A 24,449-nucleotide genomic window follows, 5' to 3' on the forward strand; every position below is an offset into this window, starting at 1 on the left:
AAGTCTGTGAGCCCAACAGCCCGGCCCCTGATCCCCGAGCAGCGCCACCAGGAGATCCTGCGCCTTCTGCGGCGGGAAGGCGTCCTGAGTATCCGCAGCCTCACCGACTACATGAACGTGTCCCACATGACCGTCCGGCGGGACATCACGGCCCTTGAGGACCAGGGGCAGGTGATATCAGTCCAGGGCGGCGTTCGCCTCGCCGACTGGACAAGCCAGGAACCCCCGCGGGAGCGCGAGTTCCGCGCACAGCTCGAGCTGCCGCGCAAGCAGGCCATCGCGGAGCTTGCTGCCGGATCCGTGGAAGACGGCATGGTGGTTTTCCTCGATGCCGGGACGACCTGCCAGTCGGTGGTCCCCTACCTCTCCGGGCGGCAGGGCATCACCGTGGTGACCAACGACTTTTACGTGGTCACCAGCCTGTTCGCCTACCCCCATATCGAGACCATCCACACCGGCGGTGCCGTGGACCCGTCCAGCGCCTCGAGCTGCGGACGGATTGCGGCGGACGTGGTGAAGTCCATCAACATCGATCTGTGCTTCCTCAGCACGGGGACGTGGAACGTGTCCCGGGGCATCACCACGCCGGTCATGGACAAGGTGGAGGTGAAGCTGGCCGCGCTGGAGGCCTCGTCGTCGTGCTTCCTGCTGGCGGACAGCACCAAGTTCGGCACGGTCTCGCGCTTCAACGTGGCACCGCTGGAGAAGCTGGACGGCGTTGTGACCGATGACCAGCTGCCTCAGGAAATGCAGGAGAACATCCGCGGTCTCGGAGTCACCGTCCAGGTGGCAGCCCTTGGAAAGGCCGCCTGACAGCGGCCCGTTGTTTTAAAAGCCGCTACCCGCCCCGGATACCGGGGCGGGCAGCTGGATGTCACAGACGTCAGAGCTGCTTGCGGAGCTCCATCTTGCGGATCTTGCCGCTGGCCGTCCGGGGCATGTCTTCAACCACCACCAGCGACTTGGGGATCTTGTAGCGGGCAAGCCGCCCCTCCAGGAAGCCGCGCAGCTGCTCCGCGGTCAGTGATTCGCCCTCCCGGAGGGTAACGATCGCCTGGGGAACCTCGCCCCACTTATCGTCCGGGACGCCGATGACGGCCACGCTGCCCACGGCAGGGTGCTCTGAAATGACCGCCTCCACCTCCGCCGGGTAGATGTTCTCCCCGCCGGAGATGATCATGTCCTTGAGCCGGTCCGAGACGAACAGGAAGCCCTCCTCATCCCGGTAACCCATGTCCCCGGAGCGGAACCAGGACCCGTCCGAGTAGCTGGCTGCGGTGGCCTCCGGCCGGTTCCAGTATTCCTTGATGACGTTGGGGCCGGAGATCTGGATCTCCCCCACCTCGCCCGGTGCCACAACCCCGTCCAGGGGATCGGCGATCCGGACGTCGGTGAAGAAGTGCGGGAGGCCCGCCGAACCGGCTTTCTCCCTGGACCGGTCCACGGGAAGCATGGTGACGCCGGGGGCCGTCTCAGTCATGCCGTAGCAGCTGGTGAACCCGATGCCGCGGTCCTCGTACGCGTCCAGGACCCGCCGCGGAATGGCGGATCCGCCGCACGTCAGCTTGTCCAGGGAGGAGAGGTCCGCGGTTGCCCAGTCCGGATGTTCACACAGCATCTGGAACGTGGTGGGCACGCCGTTGAGGGTGGTGACCCTGTGCTCCCGGATCAGTTCCAGGACCCGGGCGGGATCGAACTTGGCCTCGAGCACCACGGTGGCGCCCTTGAGCAGCATCGGCAGCAGCCCCATGTCCAGCGACGCCACGTGGAACAGCGGTGAGATCATCAGCGCCACGTCGTTGCGGTTGATGTCCATGTCCACGACGGTGTTGATGCAGTTCCAGGTGATGTTTCCGTGGGTCAGGAGGGCGCCCTTGGGCTTGCCGGTGGTTCCTGAGGTGTAGAGGATCATGGCGCCGTCCTCGTGCCCCACCGGAATGTCGGGGTGTTCGGGGGCAGCTGCCTGCAGCGCCTCCCCGTAGTGCTCCACCGCGGAGCGTCCGACGGCGGCCGGTGACTTTGGCGCGGAAGGTTCCGTCCCGCCGTCGGCCGCCACGACGAGGCGGTGGGTCACGTCAGTGCCCGCCACCGCGAGGGAGGCGGATTCCTCCAGGGCGGCGGCGTTGACCAGGAGCCTGGCTCCGGAATCCTGCAGCTGGAACTGCAGCTCAGGCGGGGCGAGCCGGGTGTTGAGCGGCACGAAGATGGCGCCCAGGAGCCCGCAGGCGAAGAACGTCTCCACGAAGGAAGGGTGGTTCTCGCCCAGGTAGGCCACCCGGTCGCCCTTGGCCACTCCCCTGTCGCGCAGCGCGTTGGCCAGGCGGTCGGTCCGTTCGGCGAGCTCCTCGTAGCCCAGGGCGCCGGTTGCCGTCCCGGCCGGGAACAGAAGCGCCGTCTTGGCACCCGATTTCCGGCGGCGCCGGTGCAGCCAGGAGCCAACTCCGTTGTTGTCCATGGTTCTCCTAACGGACCGTGGTGAGGTCGTTGTTCTTAGATTCCCGCGTCAGGGCAATGAAGACAATCGAGACCAGTGCCATGACGGACAGGAAGACCACCACCGGGAGGATGTTCTGCCCGGAATCCTTGTAGAGCCCTGCGATGATGCCCGGGGTGAACCCTGCACCGATGAGCGTCGCCAGCTGGTAGCCCACCGCGGCGCCCGTGTAGCGGGAGGTGGTGCCGAACTGCTCCGACACGAAGGCCGCCAGCGGACCGTACAGGGATGAGTGCAGGATCAGGGCCACGGTGAAGGCCACGAAGACCAGGCCGACGTTGCCGGAACCGAGCATCCCGAACATCGGGAACAGGTAGGCGATGAACAGGGCCAGGCCGGCGATCATCACGGGGCGGCGGCCGAAGCGGTCGGACAGGCGGCCGCCCAGGAGGACGAAGATGATGGAGATGGCCGAGGCGCCGGCGAAGGCGTACAGCACGCCCTGCTGCGGTGCGCCCCTGGACACTGCGTACGTGACCGAGAAGGTGGGCAGCACCACCTGCAGGCCGAACCCGGCGGCACCGGCGAACATGATCATGATCAGCGCCTTGGGCCGGCGCAGCACCTCCAGCAGCGGGATCCTGCGCTTGGCGCCCTGGGGGCTCTCCTTGGCCACGGCCTCGGCGAAGATGGGGCTTTCGGATACGCGGAGCCGGACGAACAGGCCCACGATGAGAAGGACGAAGGAGAGCAGGAACGGCACGCGCCAGCCCCAGGCAAGGAACGCGTCCTGCGGCAGGGCGGAGAAGATGCCCATCACCACGGTGCCCAGCACGGCTCCCGTGGGGGCGCCGGCGTTGACGAAGGAGGCGGCGAAGCCGCGCCGTTTGGGGTCGGAGTGTTCCAGCGCCATGAGTGCGGCGCCGCCCCATTCACCGCCGACGGCGATGCCCTGGCTGACCCGCAGGAGCACCAGGATCACGGCGCCCGAGGGACCGATTACGCCGGCACCCGGGATCAGCCCGATGAGGGTGGAGGCGATGCCCATCGTGGCCATGGAGATGATCAGCATGCCCTTGCGGCCCACCTTGTCGCCGAAGTGGCCGAAGATCATCCCGCCCAGCGGCCTGGCAACGTACCCGGCGGCAAAGGTGGCGTAGGCGGCGACGACGCCCACCCATTCGTCCGTTCCGGCGAAGAAGACCTTCGGGAAGGCTACTGCTGCGGCGGTGGCGTACAGCAGGAAGTCGTAGAACTCGATGGTGCTGCCCAGATAGCTGGACAGGATGACCGTGCGCGCTTCCTTGCGCTTGGCGGCCGTGCCCGCGGGTGCGAGCGTGGTGTGTCCGGACATGGCGGTTCCTAAGGACGGAGGAATGGGGGATTTTTGGGGTTGGCTGGGGAGGCAGTGCCGCCGGGGCGCCGCCTGGGGTTGGGAAGTGTTGTTCCTTCTAGGTGCGGCTTACTTGTAGAAGCGGGCCAGGAATTCGGCGACGACGGCGGGGCGTTCCTGGCCTTCGATCTCGATCGTGGCGTTGACCTTGATCTGGGCGCCGCCCTTGACCTCGGAGACGTCGGCGATGGTGGCCTGCATGCGGACCTTGGAGCCGACCTTGACCGGGGAGGTGAAGCGGACCTTGTCCAGGCCGTAGTTGACCTTGGTGGTGACGCCTTCGACGTCGAACAGCTCGCCCCAGAACGGGATGATCAGCGAGAGCGTGAGGAAGCCGTGGGCGATGGGGGCGCCGAACGGTCCGCCCTTGGCTCGTTCGGGGTCGGTGTGGATCCACTGCTGGTCGTCGGTGGCGTCCGCGAACTGGTTGATCTGGTCCTGGGTGATCTGGCGGTAGTCGGTGGTGCCGAGGTCCTTGCCGGACAGGGTGAGCAGGGTGTCGAAATCGACGACGAGATTGGGCATCGTTGCCTCCTGGCAGTTGCTTGTTAGATGGGGAAGTTGTGGTTCAGCGGGTGAAGGCGCTTTCGCCGGTGAGGGCGCGGCCGATGATGAGGGCGTTGATCTCGTGGGTGCCTTCGTAGGAGTAGACGGCTTCGGCGTCGGCGTGGAACCGGGCGACGTCGGTGGCAAGGGTGATGCCGTTGCCGCCCACCACTTCGCGGGCCAACGCGACGGTGTCGCGCATGAACAGGGACGTCTGCATCTTGGCCAGGGCGGAGTCCTGGTCACGGTAGATGCCCTTTGCCTGCTGCTCGGTGAGCCGGACCACCAGGGACAGGCTGGCGGTGACGTTGCCCAGCATGCGGGCCAGTTTTTCCTGGACCAGCTGGAAGGACCCCAGGGTGCGGCCGAACTGGTGGCGTTCGTTGACGTACGCGAGTGCTGCCTCGAAGGCGCCGGCAGCGATGCCGGTGGCGATCCAGGCAACGTCCGAGCGCATGGCCCGGAGCATAGCCGCGACGTCCTTGAAGGAGTTCACGTTCTGCAGGCGCATTGCCTCAGGGACGCGGACTCCGGTGAGGGTGATGTGGGCGTTCTGCATCATCCGCAGCGAGGTCTTCCCATGGATCTTCTCCAGGCTGACGCCGTCCGCGGTGCGGTCCACCAGGAAGCCCTTGACCTGGCCATCAGCGGTGTCCCGGGCGAACACGGCGAGGACGTCCGCTGTGGCCGCTCCCCCGATCCAGCGCTTGGCCCCGTCCAGGATCCAGCTGCCGTCGGCCTGCCGCCGCGCGGTGGTGGACAGGCCCCCGGCGATATCCGATCCCGATTCCGGTTCGGTCAGCGAGAACACGCCCTTGAGCGAGAAATCGATGACCCTGGGCATCCACTCGGCCTGCTGCTCCGGTGAGGCACCCACCCGGATGGCGGTGCGGAACAGGCCGGCCTGGGCCGTGTACCACGTGGCCAGGGACGCGTCCGTGCGGGCGAGCTCGAAGATCCGGAAGCCCTGGTAGATGCCGCGGGCCGGGCTGTGTTCTGCACCCGCGGCGCCACTGAGCTCGGCAGGTTCCATCAGGTCGAGGTCGATCAGGGGCCGGGCGAGCTGCTCCGGGAATTCACCCCGCTCCCAGTACTCGGCCAGCAGGGGCTTCGCCTCCGAGTCCAGGAAGCTGCGCAGCCGGGACAGGACCCGGCGCTCGCCGTCGGTCAGCAGGGACTCGGCGTCGTACCAGTCCGTACCTTCGTACAGCCGGGCACGCAGGGCGTGTTCCGCCGTCGTCAGCGTGCCCATCTCAGGCCCCCAGCCCGAGCAGCCGCACCGCGTTGTGCTTGAGGATCTTGGGCCGGACCTCGTCCTTCAGCGGCAGGTCGGCGAACGCCCCGAGCCATTTCTGCGGTGTGATCAGCGGGAAGTCGGTGCCGAACAGCACCTTGTCCTGCAGGTAGGAGTTGGCCCCTCTCACCAGGGACTCCGGGAAGTACTTGGGTGACCAGCCGGAGAGGTCGATGAAGACGTTGGCCTTGTGCGTGGCGATGGAGTTGGCCTCGTCCTGCCAGGGCACGGACGGGTGGGCCATGATGATCTGCAGGCCGGGGAAGTCAGCGGCCACGGCGTCCAGCAGCAGCGGGTTGGAGTAGGCGAGCTTGATGCCGTAGCCGCCCGGAAGGCCCGCGCCCATGCCGTTCTGGCCGGTGTGGAAGATGGCCGGCAGGCCCAGTTCCTGAAGGGTCTCCCAGAGGGGGTAGAAGCGTTCGTTGGACGGGTCGAAGCCCTGCAGGGAGGGGTGGAACTTGAAGCCGCGGGCGCCGAGTTCAACGGCCTGGTGCTTGGCGCCGGCGATGGCGTCCTCGCCGGTCCGCGGATCCACACTGCCGAACGGGATCAGGACGTCGTTGTTCCGGGCGGCGCCGGCGATGAGCTCCGGGATGCTGTTGGGCTCGTGCTTGAGCTGGGTGCGGGCGTCCACGGTGAAGACGACGGCGGCCATGTTCAGTTCCCGGTACAGCTCGGCGATGCGGTCCAGGGACGGGGTCCGGTCCTCGGCCTTGAAGTACTTGGCCGAGGCTTCGGTCAGTTCCTCCGGCAGGGAGCCGTGGCCGCAGCTGTCCACCTCGAGATGGACATGCATGTCGATGGCGTCAAGCTTTGCGGGATCGATGCCCAGTTCGTAACGGGCCATGGTCAGCGGGCCTCGGCGGGCTGTGCGGGCTTCAGGTGCTCGGGCAGGGGCAGGAATTCCTCGCCGTAGCTTTGCAGGGTCTCCGGGTTGAACAGTGTGCCGGCGTTCTCCTGCAGGGCATCGTGGCTCCAGCCGCCGTCGCGGTATTCGGTGGTGGCCGCCTCGGGGTGGGTCCAGACCTGCAGGCGGTCGCCGCCGGCACCGATGGCCTGGCCGGTGATGTTGGCGGCCTCGTCGGAGGCGAGGAAGGCAACCAGCCCGGCGACGTCGTCGGCCGTCCCAAAACCGAGGTCGTGGCGGAAGAAGGCGGGCATTGCCTCGCCGCGCTCCTCTGCCTCCACGGCCTTCTGGAAGTACGGGACGGTCTTGGTCATGGCGGTGGCGGCGACGGGGATGACGCTGTTGATGGTGACGCCGGCCTTTTTCATTTCCAGCGCCCAGGTGCGGACCATGCCCACGATGCCTGCCTTGGCGGCAGCGTAGTTGGTCTGGCCGAAGTTGCCCCGCTGCCCCGTGGGGGACCCGATGGTGATGATGCGGCCCTGGATGTTGTGTTCCTTGAAGTAGGCGAAGGCCTCCCGGACGCAGGTGAAGGTGCCCTTGAGGTGGACGTTGATCACCAGGTCGAAGTCCTCGTCCGTCATCTTCAGGAGGGACTTGTCGCGGAGGATCCCGGCGTTGGTGACCAGGATGTCCAGCCGGCCGAACGCGTCAACGGCTCCGGCCACCAGCGCCTTGGCGGCGTCGGTGGTTCCCACCGGAACCACGACGGCGGTGGCGCGGCCGCCGTCGGCCTCGATCTGCGCCACGGCATGGGCGGCGGTTTCGGCATTGACGTCATTGATGACGACGGCGGCGCCCTGGCCGGCCAGTTCCCTCGCGTAGGCAAGGCCGAGGCCCTGACCGCTGCCGGTGACGATTGCAACCTTGCCGTTCAAGCTCATGGCCTGCTCCTTTGCATGCGCCGGCCGAAGCCGGTGGGGTTGGTCCCACTGCGGTGTGAGATCCTTGTTGGGATCAATGAAATTACGGATCATTGAAAAAGTCAACGATTGTTTTTTACCAGTACCGGAGTTGTGATGGCCACCTTGGGCACCGAAGTTCAGACCCCGCGCCTTGCGGCAGCCAGGATCGGCAGTGACGTGGGGCTGCTGCTCGCCAAGCTGCACGCCGCGGGGTCGGTGCTGAACAACAAGGCGCTGGCGGACTTCGGCCTGCGGGAGCGCTCCTTCTCCGTGCTGACGCTGGCGTGCAGCGGACTGGAACCGACGCAGCGGGAACTGGCTGACTTCCTCAGCCTGGACCCCAGCCAGGTAGTCACCCTGGTGGATGATCTGGAGCGGCGCGGCCTCGTTGAGCGGGCGCAGGGAAAGCAGGACCGCCGCGCCAAGATCATCGTCTCAACGGCCGAGGGGCGGAAGATGCACGCGAAGGCCCGCGCTGCCATGGACGCTGCCGAACTGAATCAGCTGGCCACCCTCGACGAGGACGAGCAGGGGCAGTTGCGCGCACTGCTGCGCAAGGCCCTGTGGGGCATGGAGGCATAATTCCGGCGAAAAAACGTTGACATCCGAAATCGTTGAGATAACCATTAGTTGTTTTATTCAACGATTTGGGAGGTCTCACCATGTCCCGCACCCTGCGTCGACGCTGCCGCACGATCGGTTCAACATCGCTCATCACCGCCATGCTGGCTACTGCCGCCGTGGCTCCGGCGGCATTCGCCGGCCCCGCCCCGGCCAGCGCGACGGGGACCCTCGCCGACGGTGCAGCCTGGCAGGCGGAAGTCCCTGCCGGCTGGAACGGCAAGCTGGTGTTGTTCGCCCACGGTTTCCGCCCCGGGCCCGCGAATCCTGCGTGGGACGCCGGTTTTGCCCCCACTGCCGGTGAGCTCATCCGGCGCGGCTATGCGGTGGCATCATCCTCCTACGCGTCAACCGGGTGGGCGCTGGGGACGGCAGCACAGGACCAGCTCGACACCCTGGCTGCGTTCAAGGAACGCTTCGGCGACCCGGAACGGGTCATCGCCGTCGGCCGTTCCATGGGCGGGCTGGTGACCAGCATGATGGCCGAGATTCCGGAATCAGGCATCGACGGTGCCGTCAGTACCTGTGGCCTGGTGGGCGGCGGAGTCTCGCTGAACAACTACCAGCTCGACGCCGCCTACGCCGCCGCGCAGCTCCTCCTCCCCGGACAGGACATCCGGCTCACTGGCTTCACCGGCCCGGAGCAGTCCTCCGCGACCATCACTGCCTTGAAGGCGGCCCTGGAACAGGCCACCGGATCTGCTGAAGGCCGGGCCCGGGTGGCATTGGTGGCAGCGCTGCTGAACACCCCCACCGACCTCGATGGCGTGGACGTGGACAGCCCGGAGGCCCTGGCAGCGGCGCAGGCGAAGCTGGTCCTGGACACCCTTCCCACGGTGATTGAACGCCGCTACACCATCGTCAACGCAGCCGGCGGCGACAGTGGGTGGACGGCCGGGGTGGATTACGCGAAGGTCCTCCGATCATCCGCCCAGCGCAAGCAGGTGGAGTACATGTATGGCGTCGCGGCCCTGGACCTGGCGGCCGACCTGTCCGCATTGAGCGCCAACGCCGATATTGCCCCCTCGCCCAGTGGCCTGGACTGGATGCTCCGCACGTCCACACCGACCGGGGAACTGCAGGTCCCGCTGCTGGCCACGCACACGAACGTGGACCTTCTCGCGCCGGTGGAAGTCCAGGAAGAATATGCCGAGACGGTCCGCGGGGCAGGGAAGAACCCGCTGTTCCGGCAGGCGTTCGTCGACAGGACGGGACACTGCAATTTCACCGTCGCCGAAAATGTCGCCGCGGTCGAAGCCATGGACCAACGGCTCGACACCGGCAACTGGGGAGAAGTGGCCACCACCACCAATCTCCAGCAGTCTGCGGAATCGCTGGGCCTGGACGGTGCCCGCTTCATCGACTTCCGGCCCGGCGAGTTCGTCAACGACCGCGACTGGCTCCCCGCGTCCTGACCCCGGCGGGCGCGGGGCATCACAGGCGCACCTCAGCGCTGGGTGCTGCCCCGCGTCGCATCAAGGAGCGACAGTTCGCCGGCGGTCGGCAGCCCTTCCCAGTCGCCGCGGGTGCTGGCGGCGAAGGCGCCGGCCAGGACGCCGCGGTCCAGCCGGGCGGCGACATCCCCGCCGTCGAGCAGGGCCGAGAGATAGCCGGCGGTGAAGGCGTCGCCGGCTCCCACGGTATCCACGCCGGTCACCTGGACGGCCGGCGCTTCGAGGTGGCCGTCGGCGGTGTAGACGCCGGCGCCTTCTGCGCCGCGCTTCACCACGACGTCGCTGACGCCGTGGCCCAGCAGCCGCGCGGCCGCGCCGGTTTCGTCAAAGGACGCCCCTGCCGGCCCGCTCCCGTCCTGCGGCGGGGCAACCAGGTCGAGTTCGTCGTCGGACGCAATGACGATCGTGGCGTGCCGTGCCAGCGGGGCGAGCACCGCCCTCGCCTGGTCCCGGGACCACAGCTTGCTGCGGTAGTTCACATCCAGGGACACCACCATCCCTTCGGCGGCGCCGCGCCGGGCGGCGTACTCCACCGCGTCCCGCGCCTCCGGGCTGAGCGCGGCGGTGATGCCGGTCAGGTGCAGGACCCGGGCGCCGCCATCCAGGGCCGCGCCCACGTGGGCGCGGGAAATGGTGGACCCCGCCGAGCCGGCCCGGTAGTAGAAGGCCCTGCTGATGTCAGCCGTGCGCTGTTCCAGGAACATCACGCCGGTGCTGCGCTCCGAGTGGACGCTGTGGTGCAGGCTGACATTTTCGCCGCGGAGCTGCTTGACGATGAACTCGCCGTGGGGGTCAGCCCCCACCACGCCGGCCCACGCAGCCGGATGGCCGAGGCGTGCGACGCCGATCGCGACGTTCGATTCCGCCCCGGCCACCTGCATGTTCAGCGTCCCCCCGGACACCAGGGGGCCGCTGGACCGCAGCGACACCATGGACTCGCCGAAGGTCAGCAGGCCAGCGCTCATGAAGGGGTCCCGGTTCCGGCGCGGGCGGAAAAATCGGCCGCGAGGGCCAGGAAGCCGCGTGCCCGCTCCCGCATGCCGGCAAGGTCGCCGCCGGACGCCGCGTCGCCGAACAGGGGTCCGCCCAGGCCCACGGCAATGGCGCCGGCTTCCCAGTAGCCGGCGGCTTCGCCCAGCCCCACACCGCCCACGGCGATGAAGGGGATGTCCGGGAAGGGATCGCGGACGGCCTTCAGGTAGCCCGGGCCGCCGATCGATGCCGGGAACAGTTTGATGGCGGTGGCGCCGCGTTCCATTGCCTCGTACGCCTCGCTGGGGGTCAGCGCCCCTGCCAGGACGGGGATGCCGGCCTGCGCTGCTTCACTGATCGAGGGTGCCAGGGAGGGGGTGACGATGAACTGGCCGCCGGCCTGGGCAACGCGTTCGACGTCGGCCTGGCTGAGGACGGTGCCAGCGCCCACCAGGCAGCCGGCCGGGGCCGCCGCGCGGACTTCGCGGATCGCGTCCAGCGCGTTGGGCGTGGTGAGGGCGATCTCGACGTACTGGAAACCCTCCTCCATCGCGGCCAGCGCGGCCTTGGCGGCAGCACCGCCGTCGTTCCCCCTGACGATGCCGACCAGCCGCGCCTGCCTGATGCCTTCCAGCAGTCCGGCAGGAGCAACAGCTGCGTTGTGGGATGCCATGGGGTTCACCATTCTGCGAAGGATCCGTCGGGGTGGCGCCACACGGGCCCGCGCCAGGCGTGGCCGCGCTTGTCCGCCGCCCGCACCACTGCCTCATCGATGTCGATGCCCAGCCCCGGCCCGGTGAGCCGCTCGATGTGGCCGTCCACGAACTTGAACGGCGTCTTGTCCACCACGTAGTCCAGGACCTCGGCGCCCTGGTTGTAGTGGATGCCGATGCTTTGTTCCTGGATGAGGAAATTGGGGGTGGCGAAACCCACCTGCAGGCAGGCGGCGAGCGCCAGGGGACCCAGCGGGCAGTGCGGCGCAAGCTGGACTTCGTAGACCTCGGCCAGTGCGGCGATCTTGCGGACTTCGGTGATGCCGCCGGCGTGGGAAAGGTCCGGTTGTGCCACCGCGATGCCTGCCTGCAGCGCGGGCAGGAACTCCTGCCGGCTGTACAGCCGCTCGCCGGTAGACACCGGCGTGGTGGTGGCGGACGTCAGTTCCCGCAGCAGGTGCGTGTTCTCCGGTACCACCGGTTCCTCGAGGAAGAACGGGCGGTAGGGCTCCAGCAGTGGGGCCACCCGGCGCGCGTTGGCGAGGCTGAAGCGGCCGTGGAAGTCCACGGCGACGTCCCGGTGGTCGCCCAGCACGTCACGCGCGGCGGCCACCCTGCGGATGACGCCGTCGATCTCCGCCACGGACGCCACCGGGCTCATCCGGCCGCTGGCGTTCATCTTGACGGCCGTGAGCCCCACCTCCAGCTGCGCGCTGATCTGGTCCGCCACTTCGTTGGGTTCGTCGCCGCCCACCCAGCCGTACATCCGGATCCGGTCGCGGACGTGGCCGCCCAGGAGCTGGTGCACCGGGGTGTTGAAGTGCTTGCCGGCGATGTCCCACAGGGCCTGGTCCAGGCCGGAGACGGCGCTGGCCAGGATGGGGCCGCCGCGGTAGAAGGAGCCCTTGGTCATCACCTGCCAGTGGTCTTCGATCCGGAGCGCGTCCCTGCCGATGAGCAGTTCCGAGAGTTGCCCGACGGCGGCGCGCACCGTCTCGCTCCGGCCCTCGCAGGTGGCCTCGCCCCACCCCACGATGCCGCTTTCGGTTTCGATCCGGACGAAGAGCCAGCGGGGTGGAACGAGGAATGTTTCGATCCGGCTGATGACAGTCACGCGGCGGGTCCTAACCTTTGGTGGCGCCGGCGGTCAGGCCGGAGACGATGTACTTCTGCGTGAAGAGCGCAATGATCATGATGGGGATGGTGACGACCGTCGCCGCAGCCATGAGGCCGCCCCAGTCGATGCTGGCGTAGGAGACGAAGTCGAAGATCGCCACGGGCAGGGTCTTGGTCTTGGCGCCCGAGAGCACCAGCGCGAACATGAAGTTGTTCCACGAGAAGATGAAGGACAGGATGCCGGCGGTGGCGATGCCGGACACCGCGAGCGGCAGGGTGATCAGCCGGAACGCGCCGATCGGCGTCAGGCCGTCCACCTCGGCGGATTCCTCGAGCTCCAGCGGCAGCGAGTCGAAGTAGCTCATCATGATGTAGACGATCAGCGGCAGCGCGACGAACATGTGGCTGAGGATCAGCACCTCGAACTTCCCCACCATGCGCAGGTTGGAGAAGACGTAGTACCAGGGCACCAGCAGCGAGACGCCCGGGATCACGCGCGCCATCAGCACCACCAGCGCAGAACGGTGCATGGTGAAGCGGCTCATGGCGTAGGCGGCCGGGACCCCGAGGATGATCGAGAGCACCGTGGAGACGAAAGCCACCCAGAAGCTGTTGACGACGAACACGAAGTAGTTGTTGCGCTGCAGCACGTTGGCATAGTTCTCGAAGGTGGGCGGGAAAATGAAGGCCTTGGCGGTGTCGTAGATGTCCACATTGGTCTTCAGCGATGCCAGGAGCATCCAGAACAGCGGTGCCAGCAGGAACAGCACCACAACCACGAGCGCCACAACCCGGAAGACCTTGTAGGCCCGGGTGGCCAGGGGCTTGCGGCGGCGCACGGGACGGCTGGCGATGTCATCTGCGGGACGGGTGTTTTCGTTGAGCACGGTCATTTGCTTGCCGCCTTCTTGCGCATGGTGAGCAGCCACATGGAGCCGATGATGATCATGAAGAACAGGATCAGCACCGCCGAGGAGAGCCCGTACTGGTTGTAGTCGAAGCTCAGCCCGTACGCGTAGACGTTCAGCGTCTCCACCTCGTGGAACGAACCGCCGCCCTTGCCTTTGGTGGCGTACAGGATGTCGAAGGTCTTCAGGGCGTCGATGCCGCGCAGCAGGATGGCCACGATGACGGTGGGCATCATGAGCGGCAGGGTGATGTAGAAGAACCGCTGGAAGGCGTTGGCACCGTCCACCCGGGCGGCCTCGTCCGGTTCATCGGAGAGCGAGGTCAGGCCGGCGAGCAGGATCAGCACCACCATGGGGGTCCACTGCCACACGTCCATGAAGATGGTGGTGCCCAGTGCGGTGTCCTGCCCGGACAGCCAGGGCTGCGGCGGGATGCCGACCATCCCCAGGAGCTGGTTGACGAATCCGATGTTGGGGTCGAAGATCAGCCGCCACATCATGCCGACGGCCACGGGGGTGGCCACGAGCGGGAGGAGGATGGCCACGCGGACCCACTTTTCGCCGCGGAAGGGGCGCCACAGGAGCAGGGCGATGCCCATCCCCAGGACCACCTCGAAGGCCAGGGCCAGCCCGGTGAAGGAGAGGGTCCGGCCCACGGCAGGCCAGAACCGATCCGTGTCAGTCAGCACCGTGGCGTAGTTCTGCAGGCCGATGAATTCGGTGGCTGCCCGGACGGAGCCCTGGGAGTCGGTGAGGCTCAGGTACAGCGTCCAGGCCAGCGGGAAGACGATCAGGACACCGACGAAGATCATGGCCGGTGCCGCGAAAAGCCACTTGCGGTGCCGGTTGGCCCAGGCGGAGAAGTTTCCTCCCGCGCCGGCGGGGCCCCTGGCGCTGCGGGGCTGCGCGCTGCGGGGAGGGTTCAATACAGACATGGTTCACCTAAGGAGTTTGTGGGGTGAAGCGGGCCGCGCCGGGACGGCATGTGACCGTCCCGGCGGGCTGGATGGCACCTGCGGCGCCTTTTTCCTACTTCTTCTCGCCGTCCAGGAAGGTCTGGAACGCGGTCTGGGCGTCGTTGGCCGCGGCGGCGGAGTCGCCTCCGGTGATGGTCGCAACAATGGGTGCGCCGACGATTTCGCGTGCCTTGCCCACCGTGACAACCTCGGGCCGGTCGTGGCCCACGCCGTTCTTGGCGCTGGCGGAAATCGCGTCAGCGAGGTCCTTCGGGTAGGTGGAGGTTCCTTCCGGGTTGGACCAGACGGAGGAGCGGGGACCCGGGACGCCGGCCTTCTGCGCCGCCAGGGTGCGTTCCTTGCTGGTGGCCCACTGGATGAACTTCCAGGCGTTGTCCTGGTTGCTGGAGTTCTGGTTCACGCCCAGCGCCCAGGAAGGAATGTTGTACGGCTTCGAACCCGCCGGTCCGGCAGGCAGCGGCGCGAACCCGACCTTGTCGGCGACCTTGGACTTGGCGGGGTCCGTGGCGTTCTTGTAGAGCGAATCGGCTTCCGTGTAGAACGCGGCGCCGCCCTGGGTGAAGATGGCCATCGCCTCCGGCCAGCTCATGTCGGTGCTGACGTTGGCCGGGCCGTAATTGCGGATCAGGCCGCCGTAGTAGGCATAGGCCTTCTTGGCGGCGTCGGAGTTGACGGCGGCCTTGCCGCTGGAGTCAACGAAGTCCCCGCCGAAGCTGTACAGGAAGCTGGAGAACTGGGTGACCGCGGCGGACTTGCCGGTGCGGGCCACGAAGCCTGCGGTGCCCGGGGAGGAAGCCTTGATGGCCTTGGCCGCCGATTCCAGTTCCTCCATGGTCTTGGGCACCTGGAGCCCTGCCGCCTGGAGCAGGTCCTTGCGGTAGTACAGGACTTCGCGTTCGGTGATGATCGGGACACCCACCACCTTGTTGTCAACGGTGGTGGCCTTGACGGGGCCCTCCTGGTAGTCCTTCCAGTCCCAGCCCGGGTCCGAGGAGACGTTCTTGGTCAGGTCCGCGAGATAACCGTTCTTGGCGAAGGCCTTGCCCTCCTGCAGCGGGCGGTACATCATCACGTCGATCTCGTCGCTGCCGGCGTTGAGTTTAACGTTGTACTGGTCCGAAAGCTGGTCTTCGCCGAGCTGGGTCAGCTCAACCTTCAGGCCGCTGGACTTTTCGAATTCGGGGATGGCGGCCTTGATGCCTTCCGTCCAGACGTGGTTGGCCAGGGTGACGCGGACGGTGCCGGACTCCTTGGCCTGGTCGCTGCCACCTCCGCCGCCGCTGCAGGCGGTCAGCCCCAGCGACATGGCAGCGGCAACTGCCGCGTACTTCACAATTGATCGCCGCTTCATTACGACTCCCTTTGCTTCAGGGCCGGCAGATGTGCCGGGCCGGTTGCATGACGCCTCGTTACGTCTGCTCTGTTCAGCGAGCATAGACAAATAAGGCAGACATATACAAGAGCCAACTCTCAACCCATATGATTTATCCATGACCATCCCAAAGGCGGCGTTGTCCCCCGACCTGCATTCCTCGCTGGTCGAGAGCCTGGGACTCGCCATCGCCGAGGGGACGCTGGCCGCGAACTCGATCCTCCGGCTGGACGAGCTGGAAGCGCAGCACAAGGTCTCCCGCTCGGTGATCCGGGAAGCCACCCGCGTGCTGGCGTCCATGGGCATGCTGGAGTCCCGTCGGCGCCTGGGAACTGTGGTCCAGCCCGAGGCCAGCTGGAACCTCTACGATCCCCAGGTGATCCGGTGGCGGCTGGCGTCGGCCAAGCGGCTGGAGCAGCTGCGGGCCCTGAATGAGCTGCGCGGCGCCATTGAGCCACAGGCCGCCCGCCTGGCCGCCGAGCGCGCTTCCCTGGATGAGGCCATCGATCTGGTGTCCAGGGCAGCGCGGCTATGGGCAGCCGGGCAGCGCGGCGACCAGGATGAGTTCCTGCGCCTTGACATCGAGTTCCATGCCGCGGTTCTCAACGCCTCCGGCAACCTGATGTTTTCGCAGCTGCATAAGCTTGTGGCCGAAGTGCTGGCCGGCCGGACGGAGCACGGGCTGATGCCGCACCTTCCCAACCACGAGGCACTGCAGCTGCACGTGGATGTGGCCAGCGCCGTTCAGCGCGGCGAGGCTGCCGCGGCCCATGCCGCCATGAGCCGGATCGTGGAACAGTCCACCGAGGAGATGGGCGATATCTGGTCCAGCAGCCACCAGGGCGCCGGGGACAGCCCGGCGGCCGGCGGCAGCGACACCGCCGTCGGCGGTGCACCAGCCGCAGCCTCCTGAAAAACCGGGAGCTTTCTCCCGCATCCGGGTGTACGTTGTGGGGTAGATCTTTTCGCGGAAAGCCCGCCCACTGCTGCGCGGGCCCGTCCAGGGAGGTTTCAATGCGCAAGGTTGCAAGGGTACTGCTGTTTCCACTGTTGTTCTTCCTCGCCTTCGCCGCCGCGCAACCCGCCGCTGCGGCCACCTACCCCAGGAGCATGGCGGCCCTCGGTGACTCGATTTCCCGGGCCGCCGACGTCTGCTGCTGGTACGGCGACCATCCGGCCCAGTCGTGGTCCACAGGGTCCGCGTCCTATGACGGGATCCAGAGCCACTACGAACGGCTGCTGCCCCTGCGGCCGGCGATCAGTGGAAACAACTTCAATGACGCCAGGAGCGGCGCCAAGGCGAAAGACCTGCCAGCGCAGGCGGCCACTGCCGCCTCGCAGAAGGCGGAATACGTCACCATCCTGGTCGGGGCCAACGACCTGTGCACGTCATCGGCAGCAACCATGACCGACCCCGCGGCCTTCAGGACCTCCGTGGAGCAGTCGATGGCGGCGCTGAACCAGATGAGCCCCAAGCCGCGCGTCTTCATGGCCAGCATCCCGAACATCTACCAGCTGTGGAGCGTGCTGCACACCAACTCCGTGGCGCAGTGGGTCTGGTCCAGCGCCAACATCTGCCAGTCGATGCTGTCCAGCGCCAACACGGACGCCGACCGGCAGGCCGTGCGGGACCGGGAAAACGCCTTCAATGCAATCCTCGCCGACGTATGCCAGTCAACGTATAAGAACATCTGCCGCTGGGACAACGGCGCCGTGTTCAACTACTCCTTCTCCGCCGGCGATGTCAGCGTCCTGGACTACTTCCACCCGAGCCTCCAGGGACAGGCGAAGCTGGCTTCCATCACGTGGGGCGCCTCCTACTGGGGCTCGTAGGAGCCACAGGGAAGGTTGCCGCTATGGCCGCACGGCGGCCAGTTCCCCGGCCAGGAAGTCCAGGGCCGCCTGACCCTCCGGGAGCCCGGCCGTGTGGTTCAGGTGGCCGCGCACGGCGCCCTCGGCGAGGAAGTACGTGACCGGCACCCCGGCCCGCTCCAAAGCCGCAGCGAACTGCTCGGTGGAGCCGCGGGCGTCGTCGTACTCGCAGGCGAGCAGCGCCGTGGGCGGAAGCCCGGCAGGGTCCGCGTACCCCGGCATGGCGTACGACGGCGCCATGCCCACCGGACCGCCCACGTAGTTCTCCGCGGTCCGGATGCAGTCCTCCGGTGTGAACCGCAGGTGCCGTGGCAGCCTGGCCATCACCTCCTCATCCAGGCCGGCGGCCGGCGGTGGGAGTTCGGCGTGCAGGAACGGGTACGCCAGGAGCAGCTTGGCCGGCAGCGGTTTGCCGGAATCCACCAGGTAGAGCGCCGCTCCCACGGCAAGGTTGCCGCCGGCGCCCGCCCCGCCCAGGCACAGCCGGGCGGGATCAAGCCCCAGCGCTTCCGCGTTGGCCCGGGCCCAGAACCAGCCGGCCAGGGCATCGTCGTGCGGCACCGGGAAGCAGACGCCGTCGCGGGCCAGGCGGTAGTCGACGGACAGCACCGGCGTTCCCGCCGCGGCGAGCACCCGGGCCAGGTAATCGGATTCCGGAATATCCAGGCTGCCGCTGACGAACCCGCCGCCGTGCAGCCAGACCAGCCCGGGACTGCCCGCTGCCGCCGGTTCGCCATAGATCCTGACGCGGACCGGCCCGTGCCGCCCCTCGGCGGTGGCCGGGCGGACCGGCACGTCCGGTCCGGGCGCGCGGTCGGCGTCAGGGTTGAGGAACGTCGGCCCCTCCGGCCTGGCAAGGTACTCAGCGAACCCTGCGTCCGGTGCCAGTCCCGTGTTGGCGCCGGGCGAGGCGTCCGGTGCCGTGGCGGACTGGCCGTTGGCGGGGGTCATGGTTGGCCAAGCTTTCGGGAGAAGTAGCCGACGGCGCCGGCCAGGATGGTATCCATCTGGTCTTCGGCGCCGAAGAAGCAGTGGTCCCCGCCGCGGATGGTCACCAGCTGGTGCTCCACGCCGGCCGCCGCCAGCGCGGCGGCGAGCAGTTCGCTCTGGGAATGCGGCACCAGGCCGTCGCGGTCGCCGTGCACCAGCAGGAACGGCGCCGCTCCGGGAGCCACGTAGCTGACGGGGCTGGCCGCGGCGAGCAGCGCGGGGTCGCCGGATCCGCCCACGAGCATGTGTTCGGGCTGCAGGGACATCCCGGGCGGCACGGCCGCGGTGAGTGCGGCGGGAAACAACCCGGCGGGGCGTTGCATGGGCGGGATGTCCGCCAGCGAGGAGACCCCGTAAAAGTCGACGACGGCGCTGACGCTGCTGGGGTGCCCCTGCACACCAAGGCCACCCTCAAGGTCGGCCCGGTCCCCGGTGAGTCCCAGCAGCGCCACGAGGTGGCCGCCGGCGGACTCGCCCCAGGCGCCGAACCGGTCCGGATCGATGTTGAGTTCGGCGGCGAATTCCCGCAGGTAGCGGACGGCGGCCTTGAGGTCGTGCAGCTGGGCCGGGAACGGGGCCTCCAGCGCGTGCCGGTAGTCCGCGGTGGCGCAGGCGATGCCGGCCTCGTTGAGCAGCCGGAACACGGAATCGGGAGCGAACGTGGGCGGCAGTTCCCGCCGGTCGCCCAGCTGGAACGCACCGCCGTGCACCCACAGCACCAGCGGCGCCGGCCCGGAGACCTGGCGCGGCAGCCAGATGTCCATCTTCAGCGGCCGGAAACCGATGGCGCGGGCGTAAGTGAGTTCGCGGTGCACGGCGGAAGCGTCCGAGACCTGTTCCGGCGTGCCGGGGGCATCGAAGACGGGGAACGGCGGAACGGTCCGTCCTCCCGGCCGGGCAGGGTCCGGAAGGGACGGGTCAAGTACGTCGGTAGCGTCGTCCACTGTCATAGTGTGCTCCTCATCAGCTCGGGTTGTGTCCTGGCCCCGCCGGGTGCGGCGCGGAAAGTATGGTGTCCGGGGCCGACGACGGCGGCCGGCGTGCCGGGCAGGCGCACCTCGGCGGTGGTTCCGGGGGGCACGCTGGCAGTGAGCGTCAGCACGCCGTCGTCCGTTGCGGCGCCTCCTGGTACCGCAGTCCAGGCCACCTCGATCAGGCCCCGCGGGCCCTGGTGCGACGTCGACGCGGACGTGAGGCCTCCGCCGGGACGCGGCTCGATGATGACCCGTTCCCAGCCCGCGCTGCCGGGAGCCTGCCGGAGTCCGGCCGTGTACCGGTGCAGGAAGGACACCACGGCTCCCTTGCTGTAGTGGTTGAGCGACTGGTGGGCGCTGCCGCCGGAGTCGATGCCGTCCCACAGCTCCCACACGGTGGTGGCACCGCGGTCCACCATGGCCAGCCACGACGGTTCGGTATCCTGCATCAGGAGATCATAGGCCAGGTCCAGTTCGCCGTTTCCGGCCAGGACCGGGAGCAGGTAGGGCGTGGCCAGGAAGCCGGTACCCAGGTGCGTTCCGGCGTCCCGGATCAGCTCGACCAACTGGGCAGTGATGGTTGCTCGGTGTTCCTGGCCGGCCAACTCGAAGGCCAGGGCGCGGACGCAGTTGGCCTGGCTCGCCTGGGTTACCCGGCCGGATGCATCAAGGTATTCCGTTTGCCAGGCGTTCCGGATGTGCGTTGAGAATTCCGCCAGCCCGGCCGCCTCCTCAGGCCTCCCCAGCACAGCCGCGATCCGCGCCATCAGCTCCGTGGTGTGCCGGTAGTAGGCGGTGGCCACGATCCCGTGGTCGGCGCTGCGGGCGGCGAACAGGTCCGGCTCCGGCCCGCCCGGTTCCATCCACTCCCCGAAGTGGAAACCGGTGTCCCAGAGGTACTGCTCGTGCGGCGCCGGGACGGGTGCCTGCGCTGCGCGGGCCGCATGCCGCCGCGTTTCGGCCGCGTCCCGGACAAAGCCCAGCCACCGGTTCATTGCGCCCCAGTTTTCGGCAAGGATTGAGGCGTCCCCGGTGGCCAGGTAGGCCTCCCAGGGCACCATGACGATCGCGTCGCCCCAGCCGGCGGATCCGTTGGTGAATGCCATGAAGTCGGCGGATGTCACCGACGGTCCGGGCGAGGGCGAGATGTTGGCGATCACGCCGTTGTCCCACTGGTCGGCGCGGACTTCCCGCAGCCATTTCCGGGTGAAACCGGTGACGTCATACAGGTACGCGGCTGTGGGGGCGAACAGTTGCCAGTCCCCGGTCCAGCCGGCCTTTTCGCGCTGCGGGCAGTCGGTGGGGACCTCGCAGGAGTTGCCCAGGAAGCTCCACTCCACGATCCCGTGCAGCCGGTTCAGCCGGTCATCGCTGCAGCGGAAGGTGCCGATGCGTTCCAGGTCGGTCCGGACCAGGCAGGCTTTGATGTCCGCCGGCCGCAGGTCCTGCTTCAGCCCGTGGATGGAGACGTACCGGAACCCGTGCGTGGTGTGCCGTGGCTCGAAGACCTCACCGGCCGCGCCGGAGGAAATTACGCTGTCCACCTGTCCGGCGTCGAGGAAGGCGCCCGGGGTGCGGAAGTCGTGCGGGCGGAGGTGGCTCCGGTCAACGTCGCCGTCCTTCCCGAGCGCCTCGCCGTATTCCAGGGTGACGGTTTCCCCCGGGGCGCCCAGTGTGGTGAGCCGGACCCAGCCGTGGAGGTTCTGGCCGAAATCCACCACCTGGTGGCCGTTGGGCAGGCGGGTGATGGACACCGGCACGAGTTCCTGCGTGATGCGGGTGGGCGGGGCGAGGGGCCCGGTGAGCTGGGCGAAGCTGCCGGGACGGACGACGGCGGGACGGACGACGGCGGGACGGGCCTTCGGTGCGCAGCCTGCGGAAGGTGCCCCGCCGCCGTCGGGCGTCCGGAAATCCACCCGCTGGCCCGCCATGAGGTCCGCCCCAACGATCTCCGTGGCGGACACCAGCCACGACGCATCCGTGCCGATAACCTGCCTGCCCGCGCCGGACTCCGCCTCGAGCTGGGCAAGGAAGGCTGTCTGCGTTCCGTAGAGGTCGGCGTCGCGGGTGTATCCGAAGCTGCCGCGGTACCACCCGTCCGTGAGGACGGCGCGGATGGTGTTGGCGCCTTCACGGAGCAGGCCGGTGACGTCGTAGGCCTGCACCTGGAGGGTGGTGTTGTAGCTGGTGGAGCCGGGCGTGAGCTGCTGGTCGCCCACGCGGCGGCCGTTGATGAAGAGCTCGTAGATACCGTGGGCGGTGGCGTAGGCGCGGGCCTGGTGCGGGGCCGATGCCAGCGTGAAGGTCTTCGTGAGGGCGTAGCCTGGCCGTTGGCCCGGGGCGGGAATTTCGGGTTCGCGGGGTCCTATCCACTGCGCCGTCCAGTCCGAGGCGTGGAGGAGGCCCAGCTCCACGGGCATGGGCCCGGACCATCCGCTGGCCGTTTCGGTGCCGTCCGCGGCGGTGTTCCAGGTGCGGACGCGCCACTCGAAGCTGCTGCGGGAATCCAGTGCGGGGCCGGCGTACGGGATGCCGCTGGACGCCGCGGATTCCACTCTCCCGGTGTCCCAGCCGTTGCCCGCCGTAACGCGGTAGGCGGTCTGGCGGGTGGTTCCGGCCGGCGGCGTCCAGCTGAGCCGGGGCTCCCGGATGGTCAGGCCCATGGCGTGAGGCAGGTGCTCGGCCCGAAGCCGGGTGGGGGCGGTCATGCGCGGGGACTCCTGGAGGTGCGGTTGCTGGAAGTTCCAGCATCACGTTTCCTGGCCTGCCGGCAACCTGGGCATTTCAATGGTTGGAATAGTATTGTGGTTCAGCTCACTGCGAGCCATGCACTTCCCGACGGCGCTAGGACCCACTGCCATGACTGCCACCCCGGACACTGACATTTGGGATACCCCGGACACGAAGTCCGCGCCGGCCCGCGGAAAGCGGCCCAAGCAGGGTGAACCGGTCATCGACCGCGCCCTGAGCCTGCTCGCCGTTTTTTCGGACCGGCGCCGGGCGCTGACCTTGTCCGAGCTGGCACGGTACGCGGACATGCCCGCGCCCACGGCGTTGCGGCTGATCGCCCGGCTGGTGGCCTGGGGCGCTTTGGAGCGGCTCGACGATGGCCGGTACGTCGTAGGCGTCCGGCTGTGGGAGGTGGCCTCCCTGTCACCGCGCGGGCACGGGGTGCGGGAGATCGCGCTGCCCTATCTGGAGGACCTGTTCGAGGTCACGCGGCACCACGTCCTGCTGGCGGTGCGGGACAACGAGGAGGCGGTGCTGATCGAACGGTTGTCCGGCAAGGACGCCACGGAGGTCGCCTACCGGGTGGGCGGCCGCGCCCCGCTGCGGTCCACGGCGATCGGGCTGGTGCTGCTGGCCGGCGCGGACCAGCAGTTCCAGGAGACCATCCTGAAGCGGCCGCCCGAGAACGAACCGGGGGTGTCCGAGATGCCCGAAGGGCAGCTGCGCCGGACCCTGTCCGACGTGCGGCGGACGGGAATCGCCATCATCCGCCGCAGCCTGCCGTCGCGGACGGTGTCCGTGGCATCGCCCATCTTTGACGCGCAGGGCGCCGTGGTGGCATCCCTGTCCATCGTGGTCCCGGATGGTTCCACTCCCCCGAACGTGCTGGCCCCGGCGGTCCGCGCCGCTGCGCGGGCGGTGTCCCGCAACCTGGGACACCAGGCCCAGGCCAGTGCCGGGATCCGCACGCACTCGCAGGGTTGAGCTTCTGCGGGGCGCCGCCTCCCGGAGGGCCCCCGCGCGCTGCCGGGGTGGCGTTACAGGGCGCCCTGGTGTGCGGTTCCGGCGGGGATGGGGGTCAGCCGGGTGACCTCGACGGGCTGGCTCAGCAGTCCGTCGAGTGAGGCGTTCAGCTTCCTGACCGCCTCACCCTCGCCGTGGGCGTCGAGCAACTCCGCGCTCTCCCATTTTTCGATCATGACGATCTGTCCGTTGGGCGAGTCATGGATTGCGTACAGGAGGCATCCGGGTTCCTTGTGGACCTCCGCGATGGCGGGCTCCAGGGCTTCGACCACCTGGTCCCGCGTGCCTGGCTTGGGGGTGAAGACTGCTGTGACGACGATTGTCATGGTGGTTCCTTTGCTGCTAACGGGTGATGCCCAGGTAGATGCCAGTGTGGTCAAGGTCTCCGAGGCCTTCGTCGACCATAGCGTGGAATGCGGTTTCGAGGGCATTGCTGACGGGCAGCGTAAGCCCGGCGTGTGCGGCCGCCTGGGAGATGAACCGCAGGTCCTTGAGCTGGTTTTTGGCGGAGCCGCCGCCCTCAAAGTCCCCGGTAATCCAGCGGTTGCCCTTCTGTTGGAGGACTTCGGAGTTCGCCAGTCCGCCTTTGAGGATTGCCTGGACCTGCTCCAGGTCCAGGCCGGAGGCTTTCGCCAGCGCCATCGACTCTGACAGGGCGGTGACCGTCGCCGCCACCACGATCTGGTTGCAGGCCTTCACGGTGGAACCGGCTCCGGCTTCGCCGAACCACATGATGGTGGAGCCGTAAAGCTTCATCAGCGGAGTGAGCCACTCGGCCGTACCGCGGGCACCGCCGGTCATGATGCTTAGCTGCCCCCGTTCGGCCCCGATGGTCCCGCCGCTCAGCGGTGCATCGATCACGATTACGCCGTAACGGGACTTGCAGCGGGCGGCGAAAGCGGCCAGCGCCGTGGATGACACGGTGCCGTGGACCACCAGGACGGGTTCGGTGATGCCTGCCTGCGCCCATCCTGCGAGCAGCCCGTCGTCACCCTCCAGTAGGGCTTGGACTTGGGGCAGGTCAGGCAGCACGGTGAGGACGACGTGCGCTGCGGCATCGGCGGGGCGCAGGACCACCGTTCCCCCGGCGATGGCTTCCGCTTTTTCGGCAGTGCGGTTCCACAGTGTCAGGGACACGCCGCCGTCGATGAGGTTCCTGGCTATGGGGGCTCCCATGGGGCCCGTGCCAAGCAGCGAGACGGAGACCCGGGGATCAAGCGGTGAGGGGTGTCTGGTTGGCGTCATGGT

The 24,449-nt window shown here is 68.1% G+C and carries 23 protein-coding genes; 6 read left to right on the forward strand and 17 right to left on the reverse strand.

The features are described from left to right. Positions 1–6 precede the first annotated feature (6 nt). Complete coding sequence (locus ACYSM9_RS01525; RefSeq protein ID WP_461855226.1) at positions 7–813, forward strand: DeoR/GlpR family DNA-binding transcription regulator; 807 nt, start codon at positions 7–9, stop codon at positions 811–813. Between the two features lie 70 nt (positions 814–883). Here ACYSM9_RS01525 and menE read toward each other — a convergent pair whose 3' ends face one another. The 6 genes from menE to ACYSM9_RS01555 form a co-directional block, all read right to left on the reverse strand. Continuing rightward, complete coding sequence (gene menE, locus ACYSM9_RS01530; protein WP_461855227.1) at positions 884–2,455, reverse strand: o-succinylbenzoate--CoA ligase; 1,572 nt, start codon at positions 2,453–2,455, stop codon at positions 884–886. Positions 2,456–2,462: 7 nt separating this feature from the next. Next, positions 2,463–3,788, reverse strand: a complete 1,326-nt coding sequence (locus ACYSM9_RS01535; protein WP_461855228.1) for an MFS transporter — start codon at positions 3,786–3,788, stop codon at positions 2,463–2,465. Positions 3,789–3,896: 108 nt separating this feature from the next. Then, positions 3,897–4,352 (reverse strand): MaoC family dehydratase, encoded by a 456-nt coding sequence (locus tag ACYSM9_RS01540; RefSeq protein ID WP_461855229.1) that lies wholly within the window; start codon positions 4,350–4,352, stop codon positions 3,897–3,899. Between the two features lie 43 nt (positions 4,353–4,395). Further along, complete coding sequence (locus ACYSM9_RS01545; protein WP_461855230.1) at positions 4,396–5,625, reverse strand: acyl-CoA dehydrogenase family protein; 1,230 nt, start codon at positions 5,623–5,625, stop codon at positions 4,396–4,398. Position 5,626: 1 nt separating this feature from the next. Further along, positions 5,627–6,514: an amidohydrolase family protein gene (locus tag ACYSM9_RS01550; RefSeq protein WP_461855231.1), complete on the reverse strand. Its 888-nt coding sequence runs from the start codon at positions 6,512–6,514 to the stop codon at positions 5,627–5,629. Between the two features lie 2 nt (positions 6,515–6,516). After that, entirely contained in the window at positions 6,517–7,458 is a 942-nt protein-coding gene (locus ACYSM9_RS01555; protein WP_461855232.1) for an SDR family NAD(P)-dependent oxidoreductase, read from the reverse strand. A gap of 135 nt (positions 7,459–7,593) precedes the next feature. Between ACYSM9_RS01555 and ACYSM9_RS01560 the strand changes: the two genes are divergently transcribed. Further along, the gene (locus ACYSM9_RS01560; protein WP_461855454.1) at positions 7,594–8,061 is read left to right on the forward strand and encodes a MarR family winged helix-turn-helix transcriptional regulator; all 468 of its coding nucleotides are present in this window, start codon (positions 7,594–7,596) and stop codon (positions 8,059–8,061) included. An 80-nt stretch (positions 8,062–8,141) separates the two neighbouring features. Continuing rightward, entirely contained in the window at positions 8,142–9,515 is a 1,374-nt protein-coding gene (locus ACYSM9_RS01565; RefSeq protein ID WP_461855233.1) for an alpha/beta hydrolase family protein, read from the forward strand. A 32-nt stretch (positions 9,516–9,547) separates the two neighbouring features. Here the strand turns inward: ACYSM9_RS01565 and ACYSM9_RS01570 are convergent, their stop codons facing one another. From ACYSM9_RS01570 to ACYSM9_RS01595, 6 genes are all read right to left on the reverse strand, one after another. After that, entirely contained in the window at positions 9,548–10,519 is a 972-nt protein-coding gene (locus ACYSM9_RS01570; protein ID WP_461855234.1) for a sugar kinase, read from the reverse strand. Continuing rightward, positions 10,516–11,199, reverse strand: a complete 684-nt coding sequence (locus tag ACYSM9_RS01575; protein WP_461855235.1) for a bifunctional 4-hydroxy-2-oxoglutarate aldolase/2-dehydro-3-deoxy-phosphogluconate aldolase — start codon at positions 11,197–11,199, stop codon at positions 10,516–10,518. Before ACYSM9_RS01575 ends, ACYSM9_RS01570 begins: the two co-directional genes overlap by 4 nt. 5 nt (positions 11,200–11,204) lie before the next feature. After that, positions 11,205–12,353 carry a galactonate dehydratase gene (gene dgoD / locus ACYSM9_RS01580; protein WP_461855236.1) on the reverse strand — a complete coding sequence of 383 codons (1,149 nt, stop codon included), beginning with the start codon at positions 12,351–12,353 and terminating at the stop codon, positions 11,205–11,207. 10 nt (positions 12,354–12,363) lie between these two features. Next, entirely contained in the window at positions 12,364–13,248 is an 885-nt protein-coding gene (locus ACYSM9_RS01585) for a carbohydrate ABC transporter permease (RefSeq protein ID WP_461855237.1), read from the reverse strand. Next, the gene (locus ACYSM9_RS01590) at positions 13,245–14,198 is read right to left on the reverse strand and encodes a carbohydrate ABC transporter permease (RefSeq protein ID WP_461855238.1); all 954 of its coding nucleotides are present in this window, start codon (positions 14,196–14,198) and stop codon (positions 13,245–13,247) included. The genes ACYSM9_RS01585 and ACYSM9_RS01590 overlap by 4 nt, the downstream gene beginning before the upstream one ends. Before the next feature lie 94 nt (positions 14,199–14,292). Then, entirely contained in the window at positions 14,293–15,591 is a 1,299-nt protein-coding gene (locus ACYSM9_RS01595) for an ABC transporter substrate-binding protein (protein ID WP_461855239.1), read from the reverse strand. Between the two features lie 139 nt (positions 15,592–15,730). On the opposite strand from ACYSM9_RS01595, the gene ACYSM9_RS01600 reads away from it, so the two are divergent. Continuing rightward, on the forward strand, positions 15,731–16,525 hold the full coding sequence (locus ACYSM9_RS01600; RefSeq protein WP_461855240.1) for a FadR/GntR family transcriptional regulator: 795 nt from the start codon (positions 15,731–15,733) through the stop codon (positions 16,523–16,525). Positions 16,526–16,626: 101 nt separating this feature from the next. Further along, positions 16,627–17,445 (forward strand): SGNH/GDSL hydrolase family protein, encoded by an 819-nt coding sequence (locus ACYSM9_RS01605; protein ID WP_461855241.1) that lies wholly within the window; start codon positions 16,627–16,629, stop codon positions 17,443–17,445. Between the two features lie 21 nt (positions 17,446–17,466). Here the strand turns inward: ACYSM9_RS01605 and ACYSM9_RS01610 are convergent, their stop codons facing one another. Genes ACYSM9_RS01610 through ACYSM9_RS01620 form a run of 3 tightly spaced genes read right to left on the reverse strand, consistent with a single transcriptional unit; the run spans position 17,467 to position 22,156 of the window. Beyond that, entirely contained in the window at positions 17,467–18,435 is a 969-nt protein-coding gene (locus tag ACYSM9_RS01610) for an alpha/beta hydrolase (protein ID WP_461855242.1), read from the reverse strand. Then, positions 18,432–19,424 carry an alpha/beta hydrolase fold domain-containing protein gene (locus tag ACYSM9_RS01615; protein ID WP_461855243.1) on the reverse strand — a complete coding sequence of 331 codons (993 nt, stop codon included), beginning with the start codon at positions 19,422–19,424 and terminating at the stop codon, positions 18,432–18,434. The genes ACYSM9_RS01610 and ACYSM9_RS01615 overlap by 4 nt, the downstream gene beginning before the upstream one ends. Further along, positions 19,421–22,156 carry an alpha-L-rhamnosidase gene (locus tag ACYSM9_RS01620; protein WP_461855244.1) on the reverse strand — a complete coding sequence of 912 codons (2,736 nt, stop codon included), beginning with the start codon at positions 22,154–22,156 and terminating at the stop codon, positions 19,421–19,423. Before ACYSM9_RS01620 ends, ACYSM9_RS01615 begins: the two co-directional genes overlap by 4 nt. Positions 22,157–22,307: 151 nt before the next feature. Between ACYSM9_RS01620 and ACYSM9_RS01625 the strand changes: the two genes are divergently transcribed. Further along, a complete protein-coding gene (locus tag ACYSM9_RS01625; RefSeq protein WP_461855245.1) occupies positions 22,308–23,162 on the forward strand; it encodes an IclR family transcriptional regulator in 855 nt (284 codons plus the stop codon). Positions 23,163–23,215: 53 nt separating this feature from the next. Here ACYSM9_RS01625 and ACYSM9_RS01630 read toward each other — a convergent pair whose 3' ends face one another. Further along, a complete protein-coding gene (locus ACYSM9_RS01630) occupies positions 23,216–23,527 on the reverse strand; it encodes a putative quinol monooxygenase (protein WP_461855246.1) in 312 nt (103 codons plus the stop codon). A 16-nt stretch (positions 23,528–23,543) separates the two neighbouring features. Then, positions 23,544–24,446 (reverse strand): NAD(P)-dependent oxidoreductase, encoded by a 903-nt coding sequence (locus ACYSM9_RS01635; RefSeq protein WP_461855247.1) that lies wholly within the window; start codon positions 24,444–24,446, stop codon positions 23,544–23,546. Between the last annotated feature and the right edge of the window lie 3 nt (positions 24,447–24,449).

The organism is Arthrobacter sp. C152 (assembly GCF_054890965.1).

Bases quoted from the DNA above. Each gene is read 5' to 3' on its own strand.
- menE (WP_461855227.1), bottom strand. From the start codon at position 2,455: ATGGACAACAACGGAGTTGGCTCCTGGCTGCACCGGCGCCGCCGGAAA.
- ACYSM9_RS01535 (WP_461855228.1), bottom strand. From the start codon at position 3,788: ATGTCCGGACACACCACGCTCGCACCCGCGGGCACGGCCGCCAAGCGC.
- ACYSM9_RS01540 (WP_461855229.1), bottom strand. From the start codon at position 4,352: ATGCCCAATCTCGTCGTCGATTTCGACACCCTGCTCACCCTGTCCGGC.
- ACYSM9_RS01545 (WP_461855230.1), bottom strand. From the start codon at position 5,625: ATGGGCACGCTGACGACGGCGGAACACGCCCTGCGTGCCCGGCTGTAC.
- ACYSM9_RS01550 (WP_461855231.1), bottom strand. From the start codon at position 6,514: ATGGCCCGTTACGAACTGGGCATCGATCCCGCAAAGCTTGACGCCATC.
- ACYSM9_RS01555 (WP_461855232.1), bottom strand. From the start codon at position 7,458: ATGAGCTTGAACGGCAAGGTTGCAATCGTCACCGGCAGCGGTCAGGGC.
- ACYSM9_RS01560 (WP_461855454.1), top strand. From the start codon at position 7,594: ATGGCCACCTTGGGCACCGAAGTTCAGACCCCGCGCCTTGCGGCAGCC.
- ACYSM9_RS01565 (WP_461855233.1), top strand. From the start codon at position 8,142: ATGTCCCGCACCCTGCGTCGACGCTGCCGCACGATCGGTTCAACATCG.
- ACYSM9_RS01570 (WP_461855234.1), bottom strand. From the start codon at position 10,519: ATGAGCGCTGGCCTGCTGACCTTCGGCGAGTCCATGGTGTCGCTGCGG.
- ACYSM9_RS01575 (WP_461855235.1), bottom strand. From the start codon at position 11,199: ATGGCATCCCACAACGCAGCTGTTGCTCCTGCCGGACTGCTGGAAGGC.
- ACYSM9_RS01585 (WP_461855237.1), bottom strand. From the start codon at position 13,248: ATGACCGTGCTCAACGAAAACACCCGTCCCGCAGATGACATCGCCAGC.
- ACYSM9_RS01590 (WP_461855238.1), bottom strand. From the start codon at position 14,198: ATGTCTGTATTGAACCCTCCCCGCAGCGCGCAGCCCCGCAGCGCCAGG.
- ACYSM9_RS01595 (WP_461855239.1), bottom strand. From the start codon at position 15,591: ATGAAGCGGCGATCAATTGTGAAGTACGCGGCAGTTGCCGCTGCCATG.
- ACYSM9_RS01600 (WP_461855240.1), top strand. From the start codon at position 15,731: ATGACCATCCCAAAGGCGGCGTTGTCCCCCGACCTGCATTCCTCGCTG.
- ACYSM9_RS01605 (WP_461855241.1), top strand. From the start codon at position 16,627: ATGCGCAAGGTTGCAAGGGTACTGCTGTTTCCACTGTTGTTCTTCCTC.
- ACYSM9_RS01610 (WP_461855242.1), bottom strand. From the start codon at position 18,435: ATGACCCCCGCCAACGGCCAGTCCGCCACGGCACCGGACGCCTCGCCC.
- ACYSM9_RS01615 (WP_461855243.1), bottom strand. From the start codon at position 19,424: ATGACAGTGGACGACGCTACCGACGTACTTGACCCGTCCCTTCCGGAC.
- ACYSM9_RS01620 (WP_461855244.1), bottom strand. From the start codon at position 22,156: ATGACCGCCCCCACCCGGCTTCGGGCCGAGCACCTGCCTCACGCCATG.
- ACYSM9_RS01625 (WP_461855245.1), top strand. From the start codon at position 22,308: ATGACTGCCACCCCGGACACTGACATTTGGGATACCCCGGACACGAAG.
- ACYSM9_RS01630 (WP_461855246.1), bottom strand. From the start codon at position 23,527: ATGACAATCGTCGTCACAGCAGTCTTCACCCCCAAGCCAGGCACGCGG.
- ACYSM9_RS01635 (WP_461855247.1), bottom strand. From the start codon at position 24,446: ATGACGCCAACCAGACACCCCTCACCGCTTGATCCCCGGGTCTCCGTC.